This window comes from Streptacidiphilus neutrinimicus (genome assembly GCF_000787815.1).
GTDB lineage: Bacteria > Actinomycetota > Actinomycetes > Streptomycetales > Streptomycetaceae > Streptacidiphilus > Streptacidiphilus neutrinimicus.
The window spans coordinates 1-14,795 of record NZ_BBPO01000119.1 but is presented as its reverse complement, the minus strand read 5'-3'; the positions used below and the strand labels follow the sequence as shown (position 1 = coordinate 14,795).

The window sequence follows — 14,795 nt, the reverse complement described above, 5'->3', positions numbered from 1 at the left end:
GCCGCCGCGCGCGGTCGTGCTGGCCCGCGGCGGGCGGGCCGGCTACGCCGCGCTGTGCCGCCTGGTCAGCGCGGCGCACGGGGAGGAGGTCGAGCGGCGCGCCCGTCCGATCCTCGCCGCGCAGCAGGTCGCGGCCGCCGCCGACCGGCTCTACGTGCTGCTCGGGCCCGACTCCGCCGTCGGGCGCGCGGCCGCCGCCGGGCGGACGGCCGAGGCCAGGGCGGAGCTGCTGCGCTGGCGCACCCTGTGCGGGGAGGCCGTGGTGGTCGAGGTGGTCCACCACCTCGCCCCGCCCGGCCACCCCGCCTCGCGCGGTGTCGCCCAGCGGCTGCTGCGCCTGGCGCGCGAGGCGGGCGTGCCCGCCGTGCTGACCAACGCCGTGCGCTACCTCGCGCCCGAGGACGCGCCCGTCGCGGACGTGCTGGACGCCGCCCGCCGCCTGGTCCCGCTGGAGCTGCGCTCCCGCGACCGGGTCAACGCCGAGGGATACCTGAAGTCCGGCCCGGAGATGGCCGCGCTCGCCCACGACCTGTGCGACACCGCCGCCGAGGCGCGCGACCTGCTCGCGCAGACCCGCAAAATCGCCGAGCGCTGCCTGCTCGACGATCTCGGCCACGACATCGGCCTCGGCTCCATGCACATGCCCGAGCCCAGCGTTCTCGGCACCACCCGCGCCGGCGCGATCCGCGAGCTGCGGGCCCGCTGCGAGGCGGGCGTCAACCGGCGCTACGGACGCCCCGACGAGAAGGTCACCGCGCGGCTGGAGGAGGAGCTGACGCTGATCAACCGGCTTGGCTACGAGCCCTACTTCCTCACCGTCGCCGAGGTCGTCGAGCTGACCCGCGCCGCCGGCATCCGCTGCGCGGCGCGCGGCTCCGGCGCGGGCAGCCTGGTCAACCACCTGCTCGGCATCTCCGGCGTCGAGCCGCTGGAGCACGGCCTGCTGATGGAGCGTTTCCTGTCCGAGAAGCGCCTCTCGCTGCCCGACATCGACGTCGACGTGGAGTCCGCCCGCCGCACCGAGGTCTACGACCTGATCCTGGACCGCTTCGGCTCCGAGCGGACGCTGTGCGTGGCGATGCTGGAGACCTACCGGGTCCGCCACGCCGTCCGCGACGCGGGCGCGGCGCTCGGTCTGCCGCCTGCCGAGATCGACGCCGTGGCCAAGGCATTCCCGCACATCCGCGCCCGCGACGCGCGCGCCGCGCTGCGCGACCTGCCCGAACTGCGGCACTCCCGGCTGGAGGAGGGCGTCTTCACCGCCCTGTTCGACATCGTCGAGAAGCTGGACGGCCTGCCCCGCCACATCGCCCTGCACCCCAGCGGCGTGCTGCTCTCCGACCGCCGCCTGCGCGACCGCACCCCGGTCGAGACGAGCGCCCAGGGTTACCCGATGAGCCAGTTCGACAAGGACGACGTGGAGGCCATCGGCCTGCTCAAGCTGGACGTGCTAGGCGTGCGGATGCAGTCCGCGATGGCGCACGCGCTCGCCGAGACCGAGCGGGTGAGCGGCGAGCGCGTCGACCTCGACGCCGTGCCGCTGGACGACGAGGAGACCTTCGAACTGATCCGCTCCACCCGGACGCTGGGCTGCTTCCAGATCGAGTCGCCCGGCCAGCGGGAGCTGATCGGCAAGTTCGCGCCGCGGACCTTCGCCGACCTGATCATCGACATCTCGCTGTTCCGGCCCGGCCCGGTCAAGAGCGACATGGTCACCCCCTTCCTCAACGCCCGCCACGGCTGGGCCGATCCGGTCTTCGTCCACGACGACCTGCGGGAGATCCTCGCCGAGACCGAGGGCGTCGTGGTCTTCCACGAGCAGGTCATCCGGATCATCGCGAAGATGACCGGCTGCGGCTTCGACCGCGCCGACCAGGCGCGGCGCGTCCTCGGCAGCATCAAGGGCCAGCAGGAGATCGGTGACTGGTTCTGCGTCCAGGCCGACAGGCGCGGCTATCCGCGCCCGGCGGTCGAGCGGGTCTGGGAGATCCTCAAGGCGTTCGCCTCCTTCGGCTTCTGCAAGGCCCACGCGGGCGCCTTCGCGCTGCCCACCTACCAGTCGGCGTGGCTGAAGACCCATCACCCCGCCGCCTTCTACGCCGGGCTGCTCACCCACGACCCGGGCATGTATCCGAAGCGCCTGATCCTCGACGACGCCCGCCAGTTCGGCGTTCCGGTGCTGCCGCCCAGCGTCAACGACTCCGTCGCCGACTACACCCTGGAGCGGACCGCCGACGGGCAGGGCGCGCTGCGGATCGGGCTCGCGGACGTCAAGGGCATCAGCGACGCGGAGATCGCCCGCATCGTGCGCGAGCGCGAGGGCGCGCCGTACACGAGCCTGCCCGACTTCCGCCGCCGCGCGGAGCCGGACCAGCCGACGCTGGAGAACCTGGTGCTGGCGGGCGCGCTGGACGCGCTGCATCCGCGGCTCACGCGGCGGGACCTGCTGCTGCACGCCGCCACCGATCCCAAGCCCAAGGGCCCGCGCCGGCCCCTGCCGTCCCAGCTGGAGCTGGCGGACGCCTCCGGGGAGGAGCGGGAGACCGGCCCGACGTCCCTGCCCACGCCCACGACTCTGCCAATTCCCACGATGGGCGATCTGATCCGCGGCGAGATCGAGGCGCTGGGCCTGGACCACAGCGCCCATCTGCTCAGCCCCTACCTGCCGTTCCTCGGCGAGCTCGGCGTCGTGCGCTCGAACGAGCTGCTGCGGCAGCGCAACCGCAGCGAGATCCTGATCGCCGGGGTCAAGGTCGCCACGCAGACCCCGCCGGTGCGCACCGGCGTCCGCGTCGTCTTCGCGACCCTGGACGACGCGACCGGGCCGCTGGACTTCGCCATGTTCGAGGACGCGCAGGCGCACTACGCCTCCACCGTCTTCCACTCCTGGCTGCTGCTGGTCCGCGGGGTCGTCCGCCGCACCGGTCCGCGCGGCGTCTCGCTGACGGCGACGGCCGCATGGGAACTGACGGCGTTGCACGAGCTGTGGCGCACGGAGGGCGTCGACGCGGTGCGGGCCGTGCTCGCCGTCGTGCCCGAGCCGGAGGAGGCCCCGGCGCGGCGCGTCATGGTGCACCCCAGCGGGTTCCGGATGTCCCCCTACGCCGACCTCAAGCCGCCCGGCGTCCCGGCGGCGGAGGCCCCGCGCAAGCTGTGGCACACCAGTCCGGGGAGCCCGGGATGAGGCCCGAGCAGGGGCGCGAGGCAATAGGGTGGGCCTGTCGGCCAGGCCATTCGACCCGAGGAGCTGCTCCGTGCACCCGACCCGTCCCCGTAGCGCGTTGCGGACCGCCGTGGTGTGGGAGGTCCTGCGCACGGCGCTGGACCGGCAGGCGGACGCCCTCGGGCGCCCCGTCCTCGACGTCCTCGACACGGGCGGCGGCACCGGCAACTTCGCCGTCCCCGTCGCGAGCCTCGGCCACCGGGTCACCGTCGTGGACCCCAGCCCCGACGCGCTGTTCGCCTTGGAGCGGCGCGCGGCGGAGGCCGGTGTCACCGGCCAGGTGCGCGCCATACAGGGCGACACCGACACCCTCGCGCAGCAGGTCGACGCGGGCAGCATGGACGCGGTGCTCTGCCACGGCGTCCTGGAGTTCGTCGACGACCCCGCCGAGTCGCTGCGCGAGCTCACGGCCGTGCTGCGGCCGGGCGGCCTGGTCAGCCTCCTTGCCGCCAACCGCAACGGCGCGGTCCTGGCCCGCGCGCTCTCCGGCCACTTCGCGGAGGCCCGCGCGGCCCTCTCCGGCATCCAGAAGGCTGACGCGCCGCGCCGTTTCACCGGAGCGGAGCTCCAGGACCTGGCCGCCGGCGCGGGCCTGCGCGTGCTCTCCGTGCACGGCGTCCGCATCTTCGCCGACCTCGTCCCCGGCGTCCTCGTGGACACCGAGCCGGGCGCGCTGGAGTCCCTCCTCGCCCTGGAACAGGCCGCCTCGGCGGACCCGTCCTTCCACGCGGTGGCGACCCAGCTCCACGTTCTCGCCGAGCTCAGCTGATTCCAGGGGCGCGGGTCTCTCCCGATCAGCGGCTCCGCCGCAGGGCGCGAGCAACCACCGGCATGGGGGCACCCCCGGCCGAAGGCTGGGGGAGGATGGCCCGGCACGTTCGGCCTGCCGCGTGGGTGGGTGGCTTGTCGCGCCCCGCGGCGAAGCCGCATGTCGGCACGGCCTCGCGCCCCTGGAGGGTGCAACGACCTGCGGGGGCGACCGGTCGTGATCGTGCACGCGGATCTGGATGCGTTCTACGCCGCGGTCGAGCAGCGCCGCCGGCCCGAGTTGAAGGGCAGGCCGGTCGCCGTCGGGGGAGCCGGGCCGCGAGGGGTCGTGATGTCGGCGAGCTACGAGGCCCGTGCCCACGGCGTCAGCGGCGGCATGCCCACGGTGCGGGCCCGGCGGCTCTGTCCCGAACTGGTGATGCTCCCGCCGGACATGGACGAGTACGCCGTCGTCTCGGCCAACGTGATGGCCGTGCTGCACTCCTTCGCGCGGCGGGTCGAGCCGGTGTCGATGGACGAGGCGTACCTGGACCTCGCGGGGGTGGGCCTGAGGCCCCGCGCGCTCGCGGAGCTGCTGCGGGGACGGGTGCGGGAGGAGCAGGACCTCGCGTTGTCCGTCGGCGTCGGGCCGACCAAGCTGGTCGCCAAGCTCGCGTCCGTCGCGGCGAAGCCGGACGGGCTGCTGGTCGTGACGCCGGCCGAGGTGGAGGCGTTCCTGCGGCCGCTGCCGGCGAGCCGGATCCCGGGGGTCGGGCCGAAGACGACCGAGGCGCTCACCCGCTTCGGGCTGCTCACCGTCGGCGACCTCGCCGACACCCCGCGCGACACGCTGCGGCGGATCGTCGGCGCCGCCGCGGGCGACATGCTGGCGCACTACGCGCGCGGCGAGGACGCCAGGCCGGTGGTGCCGCAGAATGTCGAGAAGAGCGTCGGCGGCGAGCGGACCTTTCCTGCGGACGTCTCCGCGGAGCACGAGGCGATCCGGACCACGCTGCTGGGCCTCGCCCAGCAGAACGCGGCGCGGCTGCGCGCTGCGGGCCTCGCCGGGCGGACGGTCACCGTCAAGGTCCGCTTCGCGGATCTGCGGACCGTCACCCGTTCGCGCAAGCTGCCGGAACCGGTGGACCTGGCCCACGACATCTTCACGGCCGCGCTCCCGCTGTTCGCGGGGCTCGTGCCGACGCGGGCACGGATCCGGCTGGTGGGGCTGCGGGTCGAGGGCCTTGCCGGGGGCGCGCGGCCGACCCAGCTCGCCCTGGGCGAGCGCGAGGTGGGGTGGTCGGAGCTGGAGCGGACGGTGGACCGGGTGCAGGCGAAGTTCGGGCCCGCGGCGGTCCGTCCGGCGAGCTTGATCGGCAAATCCGCGGAGCCGGGAAACTTCTCCGGCCCGGGGGTCGTTGACCGGTCGGAACGACGGGCGCCGGACCGTCCGGGGAGAGCTACCGCACATGCTTCTCGGCAGTCCAAAAACCCCGGGTGAACCGTATGATTCGGGTAAAGGCAACAAGCATGACGGCCGGGCGCCCGGGGCATACACGCATCACTGGCCATTGAAAGATCCAGTAGCACGACAGGCAGTGCGGCGGGGTTGGGCGCCCCGAGGGCGGCTCCCGCCCTCAGGCGGCCAGAGGAGGAGGACGACGTGCCGCTCTCGGACCACGAGCAGCGTCTGCTTGAGCAGATGGAGCGAGCGCTGTACGCCGAGGATCCGAAGTTCGCTTCGGCTCTCGAGGGCAGTGGCCTGCGCACGCGCACACGGCGAGCCGTCTACGCGTCCGCGGCGGGCTTCGTGGTGGGTGTGGGCCTGTTGATGGGTGGCCTCTTCCTGCATCAGCAGTGGGTGAGCGTCGGTGGCTTCGTGCTGATGCTGGCAGGTGCCGTCTTCGGGATCACGGCCTGGCGCCGGATTCCGCGACTGGCCGTGGTCGATCCGCGCACGGGCGCTCCGGTCCGGCGGCGCAAGCGCGGCGGCAGCCTGGTGGACCGGATGGAGCAGCGCTGGCAGCACCGGCAGGAGCAGCAGCGCGGCGGTTTCTAGAGAAACGTTTGAACTCTGATGGGAGCGGGTCCCGGATTCTCCGGGGCCCGCTCCCTCTGTGTGCGCGCATGGTGTTCGCGCCGCGTCGTGGACGCGGTGTGCCCCCGCCAGAAAACATGAGCAAGGCTCTTGTTTACTTACCGGTCAGTACCTACCCTGATGGGCGATCCGGGCACTCCCCGTCCACCCTCAGGAGCATTGTGTGACCAGATCAGCACGGGCCAGGGCGGCCTTCGCCGCCCTCGCCGTCTCCGCCCTCGTGGGCGCCCTCGGCACCACCGCCGTCCAGCCGGCGGCCGCGGCCACCGCCCAGACCGCGACCACCGCCTCAGGGGCGAGTCCGCTCGACAGCCGGCCGGCCGCGATCGTCTCCCTCGGCGACAGCGCCATCTCCGGCGAAGGCGCGGGCACCGACACGGGCGACGCCTACATGGCCGGCACCGACGGACCCAAGAACTTCTGTCACCGGCACAGCGAGTCGGTCATCTTCGACACCGGGGTCAGCGGTGTCACCCCGATCGACCTCGCCTGTTCCGGTGCGCAGACCGGTGACCTGACGTCCGACCCGAACCTCGCCAGGATCACCGGTGGCGGCAGCGGCGACTACGGCGAGGCCAAGCAGGACGTCCAGCTGGGCCAGACCGCGGCCAACTACGACGTCAAGATGGTCGTGGTGACCATCGGCGCCAACGACGACTTCGACTTCACCGGGATCGTCGTCAGCTGCCTGACCGCCTACTTCCCCATCCCGCAGTCCCAGGGCTGCCGGGACACCATCGGCAGCGCGGCGGTCACCGCCCGCGCCAAGGCGGTGCTGCCGAAGATCGAGGCGGCGCTCACCGACATCCGCGAGACCATGCGGAACGCCGGCTACGCCGACTCGGACTACCAGCTGGTGCTGAACTCGTACTTCACCCCGATCACCCCCGACATCCGCAGCAACCTCTACGCGGACAAGGTGGCCCAGGGCTGCCCCGGCTTCCCGGAGGACGCCGCCTGGGCGCACAACTGGGTGGTGCCGACCCTCGACAACACCGAGCGGGCGGCGGCCGAGGCCGTGCCGGGCGTGCGCTTCCTGGACCAGCGCCGCGTCTCCTACGGGCACGAGGTCTGCGCGGAGCTGACCAGCTCGCCGTACGAGTACATCAACGGCGACGTGATCGACGTCAGCGAGCTGACCCGCAACGGCTGCGACCAGTCGATCGGTGTGCTCGGGCTCTGCACGGACGAGGTCCGGCAGTCGTACCACCCGCGCGTCGCCGGCTACAAGGCGGAGGGCGCCTGCCTCGGGGACTTCTACGACGAGCCGAACCAGCAGGAGGCCTACTGCACCCTGGACCAGCAGGACGGCACCACGATCATGCCGCTCACCCCAGGGGTGGCCTCCTTCGGTGACGTGCCCGAGGACGGCGCCTGGTACCAGCTGACCAACAAGGCCAGCGGCCAGGTGCTCGACTTCTCCGGCGGCGGGAGCTACGGCGACAGCACCAACGGCCGCCCGGCGATCACCTACGGCGTCGACGGCGGGCTGAACCAGTCCTTCGTCTTCGAGATCAAGTCCGGTGGCAGCTACGAGCTCGACTTCAGCGGCAACCGGAACATGTGCCTGGACGCCAACGGCGCCTCCACCGCAGCGGGAACGCACCTGCAGCAGTGGGGCTGCAACGGCGGCGCCAACCAGCGCTGGGTGATGGAGCCGGCCGGCAACGGCTACTACAAGATCGCGGACTCGGCGGCCACCAACATGGTGATCACCCTCGGCACCAGCGCCGCGACCGACTCCTCCGGCAACCCCGTCACCACCCTGCAGTCCGACACCGGCAGCGACGCCCAGCAGTGGCAGCTGACCAAGCTGGGCATCGTCTACCTGCACGGATAACGCGACAGCTCACGCGACAACACCCCTTCAGGACCGGGGCCGCAGCCTGCGCCGCAGCGCTGCGGCCCTGTCGCGCGTCCAGCCCGAGACGGCCGCCCGGACGCGGCGCGGCAGGGCGCGCAGCAGGCTGGACGAGGAGGGCGGCAGCACCACCGCGCGCACCCGGGTGCGGCGGTCCGAGGCGGCGGACAGCCCCTCGCGGACCTCCCGCACGTCCTGCCGCAGCGAAATCGGGGCGGAGACGGCCGGGGCGTACAGGACCTGCTCGGTGGCCAGCGCGAGACGGCCCGCCGCCGCGCTCGGGCCGGGGCCCAGCCCGCCGAGCTCGCTGATCCGGGCCGCGGTCCGGCGCGGCGTGTCCGCCTCGTTCGGCGGGATGCCGTGGTCCCAGGCGGTGTCGACCATCTCCCGCCACGCCGCCAGAACCTGCTGGTCGGTCAGCCCGGACGGTCCGCGGCGCAGCCGGGCCCGTCGGGTGCGGCCGCGCCAGACCATCGGCGCCAGCAGCATCGCGACCAGCACCGCCGCCAGCGACCACGCTGCCAGCAGCAGCGGCGAGGACGGCGAGAGCACCGAGGGCGGCGGCGTTGCGCCGAGCGCGGCCTCCGGGCCGCAGTCGCCCAGGTGCCGGGCGGCCAGGGAGCAGCCGCGCTGGTTGCGTGCGCCACCCGTCGGCTGCGCACCCGAGGTGGCGCCGGCCGTCGGTGCGGGGGCGTTGCTGGGAGTGGTGACCTGCGTGCTGTAGCCGGGCGTGACGATGCCCTGACGCGGCGTCGGCTCGAAGCGGAGCCAGCCCACGCCGGAGAAGTACAGCTCCGGCCAGGCGTGCGCGTCGTGGGTGGTCACCAGCCAGGAGCCGTCGGTGCCCTGGGTGCCCGGGGTGAAGCCGACCACGACCCGGGCCGGGATGCCGAGCGAGCGGGCCATGGCCGCCATCGCCGAGGCGAAGTGGACGCAGAAGCCCTGCTTGCGGGCGAGGAACTGGGCCAGCGCGTCGGGGCTGTCGCTCACCGGGACGTCGGTGTTGTAGCTGAAGCCGCCCCTGATCGAGAACCAGTCCTGCAGCAGCACGGCCCGGTCGAAGTCGTCGGTGGCGGAGGCCGTGACCGACCTCGCGGTCGAGGCGACCACGGCCGGAAGGTTGCGGGGGAGCGCCGTGTAGACGCGGCGGATGTCCGCCGGCGCCGACGGGGCCTGACGCAGGGCGTCCGGCGACGGCGTCAGCGCCAGGCTGTTGACCTGGTAGACGAGACCGGAGGCGGTCTGGCCGTCGGCGCCGATCACGGTGCGGCCCTCGGGCTCCCAGCGCCAGTCGCCCTGCACGGCCAGGTTGACGGCCGGGTAGGGCATCGGCAGCCACTGCTGCTCGTAGCCGTTCTGGGTGACGATCCGGGTGGTCACGGCCGCCGACGGCACGCCCGACCTCAGCTCGCCCGGGGCGCCGAGGGCCTTCGGCAGTGCCACGGCCCGGTGGGTGCTGGTGGTCCAGGAGACGCCGTTGAACTGGTCCAGGTCGGTGATGCGCAGGTACTGGTCGCCCGGGTCGGGGGCGTTGGTGGTGTAGCTGAGCACCGGCTCCGGGGTGGTCTGCTGCAGGCTCTGCGCCAGCGAGGCCAGCGGGTTGACGGCGGTGATCACGCCGCCGCCGTCGCCGGGGCCGACGCCGTGGCCGAGCCCGGAGACGACGCCGGTGCCGACGGCGGGCAGGAAGACCGGGAGCAGCAGCCCGCCGATCGCGGCCAGGGTGGCGATCCGCAGCGCGGAGGAGGTGAGCGGATTGGTGCCGTCGTAGGAGCCGGGGTTGCCGTGGAAGACGCGCCCCCAGCGGGCGACGCGGTCACGGCCCTCGGCAGTCAGCAGCGTCAGGTAGCCGAACGCGGCGAGCAGGAAGAACAGCCAGACCGGGCCGCTCGGGTGGATGCCGGTGCCCACCGCGTACAGGGCGAGCAGCGGCAGCCCGGCGAGCGCGACCCGCTGGTAGGTCACCGCGATGACGTCGACCAGCAGCCCGATGCCGACCACGGTGAGGGTGAGCAGCAGCCGCAGACCGACCGTCGCGGGCGCGGGCGAGGAGAAGTGGGACATGTCGTCCACGCCCGAGCTCAGTTCCGTGCCCAGCTGCCGCACGGCCTGCGGTCCGGGGATGAACCGCGCCCACGCCTGGTCGCCCGCGAAGAAGAAGGTGACCAGCAGGAAGCCGACGAGGAGCTGCAGCAGCACCGTCAGCGGGCGCGGCAGTGCGAGCCGCCGCGCGCCCGCCCCGGCGGCGGTCATGAGCGCCAGCACGAAGGCGGCCCCCACGATCCAGCTGCTCGGCTGGACCAGGGGCCACAGGCACAGCGCGGTGAGCACGGTGGCGGTCACGGCGGAGACCGCGATCCGGGTGCGCCCGTTCATCTCACGACCCCCCGTCCGTCGTTGCCGTCGGCGCCGTGGCGGCGGGCGCCGTCGCCGGCCGCCCCGACGCCGTGCCGCTGTGGGCCAGCAGCCGCCACAGCTCCGGCAGTGCGTCGCCGCTGCGGGCGGCCAGGACGCGCCAGCCGGCCTGTCGCAGCAGGCGCTCGTGCCGCTCGCGGCCGGCGGCCTCGTCCACGGTGGCCGCCAGGCCGTCGGCGGCCTCGCTGTCGCCGCCGCCCGGGGCCTCGGCGCCGTTCGAGCCGCCGAGGCCGCGCAGCAGGGTCCAGCTGTCGGTGTCGAGCAGTAGCGCGACCGCGGAGCCGGTGCGGCGGCGCAGCCGGGAGAGCTCCGCCAGCTGCTCGTCGTCGAGCTCACCCAGGATCGCGACGAGCAGGCCCTCGCCGCCGACACGCAGCACGTCCTCGGCCCGGGACAGACCGGTGCCGTCGGACAGCTCGACCATCGCGAGCTGGTCCAGCATCAGTCCGGCCGCCTCGGTCGCCCCGCCGCCGAGATAGCCGGCCCCGGCCGAGGCGGGGGAGCCGGAGGCCGTGCTCTGCTCCCCGGTGTCGGTGAGCAGCCGCACCTCGTAGCCGCGGTCCAGCAGGTGCAGCGCGACCGAGGCCGCGGCGCTGACCGCCCACTCGAAGGAGGAGGCCGGGCCCGAGCCGCGGTGACCGCGGTCGCGCGTGTCCAGCAGCACCGTCGCGTGGTGGCGCAGCGGCTGCTCCTCACGGCGCACCATCAGCTCGCCGTACTTGGCGGTGGAGCGCCAGTGCACCCGGCGCAGGTCGTCGCCGTGCCGGTACTCGCGCGGCACCACGTCGTCCTCGCCGGCCAGCGCGACGGCGCGGGCGTGGCTGTCGCCGAAGCCCGACCACTCACCCATCACCTTGACCGGCGGCAGCGTCTGCACCTGTGGCACGACGGTGAGCAGGTCTGCGGCGGTGAACGAGCGGGTCAGCTCGCACAGGCCGAAAGGGTCGCCGAGGCGCAGCTGGAGCGGGCCCAGCGGGTACCGTCCGCGCAGGTCGGAGCGGACCCGGTAGGAGACCTCACGGAAGCCGCGCGGCTCGATCCGGTCCAGCACGAAGCGCGGCCGGGGCCCGAGCACGTAGGGCACCCGGTCCTCCAGCATCAGCAGCCCGGTGCGCACCCGGGAGACGTTGTCGACGCGCAGGCTGACCCGCGCCTCCTGCCCGGCCGGGGTGCGTGCGGGCGTCAGCGACCGCCCGCTGGCCACCCGGTAGCGGGTGCGCACCAGCATGGCGACACTGCCCACCGGCAGCGCCGTCAGCAGCAGCCCCACCTGGAGCAGGGCGAACTGACCGAGCAGGTATGCGCAGAGCACCGCGGTCAGCCCGGCCGCGAGGAAGCAGCGGCCGCGGGTGGTCAGTCCGTGCAGGGCCAGCCGTACGGTGCCGGGTTCGCGTCTCTCGTGCGGCTGTGCGGGCCTTGACGGCACGGCTCAGCGCCCCCTCGCGGCGAGCTGGGGGATCGGCACGCTGCGGACCAGGTCCCGCACGACGTCCTCGGCCGTGCGCCGGCCCAGCTGGGTCTCGGCGGTGGGCAGCACGCGGTGCGCGAGCACCGGCACGGCGAGCCGCTGCAGGTCGTCCGGGATGACGTACTCGCGCCCGTCCAGCGCGGCGGCCGCGCGGGCGGCGCGCAGCAGGTGCAGCGTGGCCCGGGGCGAGGCGCCGAGCCGCAGCTCGGAGCTGTTGCGGGTGGCGGAGACCAGGGCGACGGCGTAGCGGCGCAGGTCGTCGACGACGTGGACCTTGCGGACCACCTCGATCAGCTTCAGCACGTCGTCGGTGTGCGCGACGGGCTGCAGCTGCGCGAGCGGGTCGGCGCCGCCGTGCACGTCGAGCATCTGCAGCTCGGCCTCGGGGCTCGGATAGCCGATGGAGATCCGCGCCATGAAGCGGTCGCGCTGCGCCTCGGGGAGGGGATAGGTGCCCTCCATCTCGATCGGGTTCTGCGTCGCCACGACCATGAACGGCGCGGGGAGCTGGTAGCTGACGCCGTCGACGGTGACCTGGCGCTCCTCCATCGACTCCAGCAGGGCGGACTGGGTCTTCGGCGAGGCGCGGTTGATCTCGTCGCCGACGACGATCTGCGCGAAGATCGCGCCCGGCTTGAACTCGAACTCGCGCCGGTTCTGGTCGAAGACGCCCGAGCCGGTGATGTCGGAGGGGAGCAGGTCCGGGGTGAACTGGATGCGCCGCACGGTGCAGTCGATGGACCGGGCCAGCGCTTTGGCCAGCATGGTCTTGCCGACGCCGGGCACGTCCTCGATGAGCAGGTGACCCTCGGCCAGCAGCACCGTCAGGGCCAGCCGGACCGCCTCGGGCTTGCCCTCCAGCACGCTCTCCACGGAGGCGCGGACGCGCCCCACGACCGCGTCGAGCTCGGCGAGGCCCTCGCCCGGAGCGACGGGCCGCGACGGGTTCTGCCCGTCCGGCGCGTGCCGGTCGACTCTGCTGAGATCGTCGAAGCGGTTGTCGTAGGTCGTCACCCGGCAGCTCCTCGGCCCGTCCGTCCACCCGGCGGCCTGCGGCCGCGGGATCCCCGTTGTTCGGGCCTGCCAAGTCCCGTCGGCGGGCCCGCTCGAAAGGCATTGTTCCCTGTGCGCCGCGTTTGCGTCACTCGACTGGCTGACTAGGGCCGATTTGCCGTAAAGATCATGAGAGGCGCGGTGCGCACGAGCCGGTTCCGGCGTTCGGCCGCAGCCCGCCCGAGGGGAGGGGCGCGCCCGGCGCCCGCACACGCCCCCGGCGGCGTCATCGTTGACCAGCGGTTTCCCTGTTCACCCGGACGTGGCCCGGGCCGTGGCGTTCGATTGACCGGGGGGTGCCGTGGAGTAGAGTGACGCGACGTCGGGGGAGTGTCAGATGCGACGCTCCGTCCCCGTTCCACCCTGTTCCCCACACTCCGCAGACGCAAGCACCACCGATCCAGCACCACAGATCCAAGAGCGCAGACAGCGCGATCGAGGGCCCGTACCTTCCGGCCTCCACCCGCTCGGCCCCCGTGAGGCCGCCCGCTGACGCCCCTTCCCCGGCGCCAGAGGGCCGAGGCCCCCGGGCGAGCGGGCGGGGACCAGTCGGTGCGGGCCACAGGTTAGAGAGGCCCCCGATGAGCTCCGCCGCGGACAACGCGAAGCACGTCCCGGTACTGCTCCGGCGCACCCTCGAGGTGCTGGCCCCGGCGCTGGCCGCGCCAGGTTCCGTCGTCGTCGACACCACGCTCGGCCTCGGCGGCCACAGCGAGGCGCTGCTGCGCGCCTTCCCCGAGGCCCGGCTCGTCGCGATCGACCGCGACCCGGCCGCCCTGCGGCTGGCCGGCGAGCGGCTCGCGCCCTTCGGGGACCGCGCGACGCTGGTCCACGCGGTCTACGACGAGCTGCCCGAGGTGCTGGAGCGCCTCGGCATCCCCGCGATCCAGGGCATCCTGTTCGACCTCGGCGTCTCCAGCATGCAGCTGGACGAGGCCGACCGCGGCTTCGCCTACGCCCAGGACGCGCCGCTGGACATGCGGATGGACCAGACCGTCGGCATCAGCGCGGCGGAGGTGCTGAACACCTACTCGCACGGCGAGCTCGCCCGCATCCTCAAGGTGTACGGCGAGGAGCGGTTCGCCGGGAAGATCGCCTCGGTCATCCTGCGGGAGCGGGAGAAGGAACCGTTCACCAACAGCGCGCGTCTTGTGGAGTTGGTGCGCAACGCGATCCCCGCGGCGACGCGCAGGACCGGCGGCAACCCCGCCAAGCGCACGTTCCAGGCCCTGCGGATCGAGGTCAACGGGGAGCTGTCGGTGCTCGAACGTGCCATCCCCGCGGCGCTCGACGCCCTCGCGGTCGGCGGCCGCATCGTCGTGCTCTCCTACCACTCGCTGGAGGACAAGCTCGTCAAGGGCTACCTGGCGCAGGGAGCGGCCTCCACCGCGCCGCCCGGCCTGCCGGTCGTGCCGGAGGAGCACCAGCCGCGGTTCAAGCTGCTGACCCGGGGCGCGGAGCTGCCGACGGAGGAGGAGGTCGCGGAGAACCGCCGTGCCAAGCCGGTCCGGATGCGGGCGGCGGAGCGGATCCGCGAGCGGGCCGCCCGCTGAGGCGGGATCGGAAGACAGAGCATCGAGGGGAGCGCGAGGTGGCTGTCGGGAGGGGCGTGAACCGTTCGGGCGGTGCCCGTCCGGGCCCGGTCGCGGGCCGTCGGGCCGGCCGTGGGCCGTTCGCGGCGCTGGTGATGGTGCTGCTGGCGGGCGGCATGGTCGCGCTGCTGATGCTGAACACGGCGCTGAGTCAGGGCTCCTTCACCGAGCAGAAGCTGCAGCGGCAGACGACGGACCTGACGAACGAGCAGCAGGGGCTGCAGCAGCAGATCGACGGCTGGTCCGCGCCGGACGCGCTGGCCGCGCGGGCCCGCCAGCTCGGCATGGTCCCGGCGGGCAACCCGGCCTTCGTCACCGACAACGGCAGGATCCTCGGC

General features: G+C 73.5%; 10 protein-coding genes. 7 read left to right on the top strand and 3 right to left on the bottom strand.

Annotation, left to right across the window (positions count from 1 at the left end; all coding sequences use genetic code 11):
- From TR48_RS36240 to TR48_RS36220, 5 genes are all read left to right on the top strand, one after another.
- Nucleotides 1-3,184 (top strand): DNA polymerase III subunit alpha (locus TR48_RS36240; RefSeq protein ID WP_042374851.1); only part of this gene is annotated, 3,184 nt, incomplete at its 5' end.
- Between the two features lie 70 nt (nucleotides 3,185-3,254).
- Complete coding sequence (locus TR48_RS36235; RefSeq protein ID WP_042374848.1) at nucleotides 3,255-3,992, top strand: methyltransferase domain-containing protein; 738 nt, start codon at nucleotides 3,255-3,257, stop codon at nucleotides 3,990-3,992.
- Nucleotides 3,993-4,208: 216 nt separating this feature from the next.
- On the top strand, nucleotides 4,209-5,471 hold the full coding sequence (dinB, locus tag TR48_RS36230; RefSeq protein ID WP_063771134.1) for a DNA polymerase IV: 1,263 nt from the start codon (nucleotides 4,209-4,211) through the stop codon (nucleotides 5,469-5,471).
- A gap of 162 nt (nucleotides 5,472-5,633) precedes the next feature.
- A complete protein-coding gene (locus tag TR48_RS36225) occupies nucleotides 5,634-6,029 on the top strand; it encodes an SCO2097 family morphological protein (RefSeq protein WP_042374847.1) in 396 nt (131 codons plus the stop codon).
- Between the two features lie 202 nt (nucleotides 6,030-6,231).
- The gene (locus TR48_RS36220; protein ID WP_042374846.1) at nucleotides 6,232-7,908 is read left to right on the top strand and encodes an RICIN domain-containing protein; all 1,677 of its coding nucleotides are present in this window, start codon (nucleotides 6,232-6,234) and stop codon (nucleotides 7,906-7,908) included.
- 27 nt (nucleotides 7,909-7,935) lie between these two features.
- Here the strand turns inward: TR48_RS36220 and TR48_RS36215 are convergent, their stop codons facing one another.
- The 3 genes from TR48_RS36215 to TR48_RS36205 are packed head-to-tail and all read right to left on the bottom strand — an operon-like array spanning nucleotide 7,936 to nucleotide 12,706.
- Nucleotides 7,936-10,305: a transglutaminase TgpA family protein gene (locus tag TR48_RS36215; RefSeq protein ID WP_042374845.1), complete on the bottom strand. Its 2,370-nt coding sequence runs from the start codon at nucleotides 10,303-10,305 to the stop codon at nucleotides 7,936-7,938.
- Nucleotide 10,306: 1 nt separating this feature from the next.
- Nucleotides 10,307-11,770: a DUF58 domain-containing protein gene (locus tag TR48_RS36210; protein WP_042374844.1), complete on the bottom strand. Its 1,464-nt coding sequence runs from the start codon at nucleotides 11,768-11,770 to the stop codon at nucleotides 10,307-10,309.
- Between the two features lie 3 nt (nucleotides 11,771-11,773).
- The gene (locus TR48_RS36205; RefSeq protein WP_042374849.1) at nucleotides 11,774-12,706 is read right to left on the bottom strand and encodes an AAA family ATPase; all 933 of its coding nucleotides are present in this window, start codon (nucleotides 12,704-12,706) and stop codon (nucleotides 11,774-11,776) included.
- 740 nt (nucleotides 12,707-13,446) lie between these two features.
- Between TR48_RS36205 and rsmH the strand changes: the two genes are divergently transcribed.
- The gene (rsmH, locus tag TR48_RS36200; protein ID WP_042374843.1) at nucleotides 13,447-14,418 is read left to right on the top strand and encodes a 16S rRNA (cytosine(1402)-N(4))-methyltransferase RsmH; all 972 of its coding nucleotides are present in this window, start codon (nucleotides 13,447-13,449) and stop codon (nucleotides 14,416-14,418) included.
- Nucleotides 14,419-14,474: 56 nt separating this feature from the next.
- The coding region (ftsL, locus tag TR48_RS36195) for a cell division protein FtsL (RefSeq protein WP_042374842.1) at nucleotides 14,475-14,795 on the top strand (321 nt) is incomplete at its 3' end.

Bases quoted from the DNA above. Each gene is read 5' to 3' on its own strand.
- TR48_RS36215 (WP_042374845.1), bottom strand. From the start codon at position 10,305: ATGAACGGGCGCACCCGGATCGCGGTCTCCGCCGTGACCGCCACCGTG.
- rsmH (WP_042374843.1), top strand. From the start codon at position 13,447: ATGAGCTCCGCCGCGGACAACGCGAAGCACGTCCCGGTACTGCTCCGG.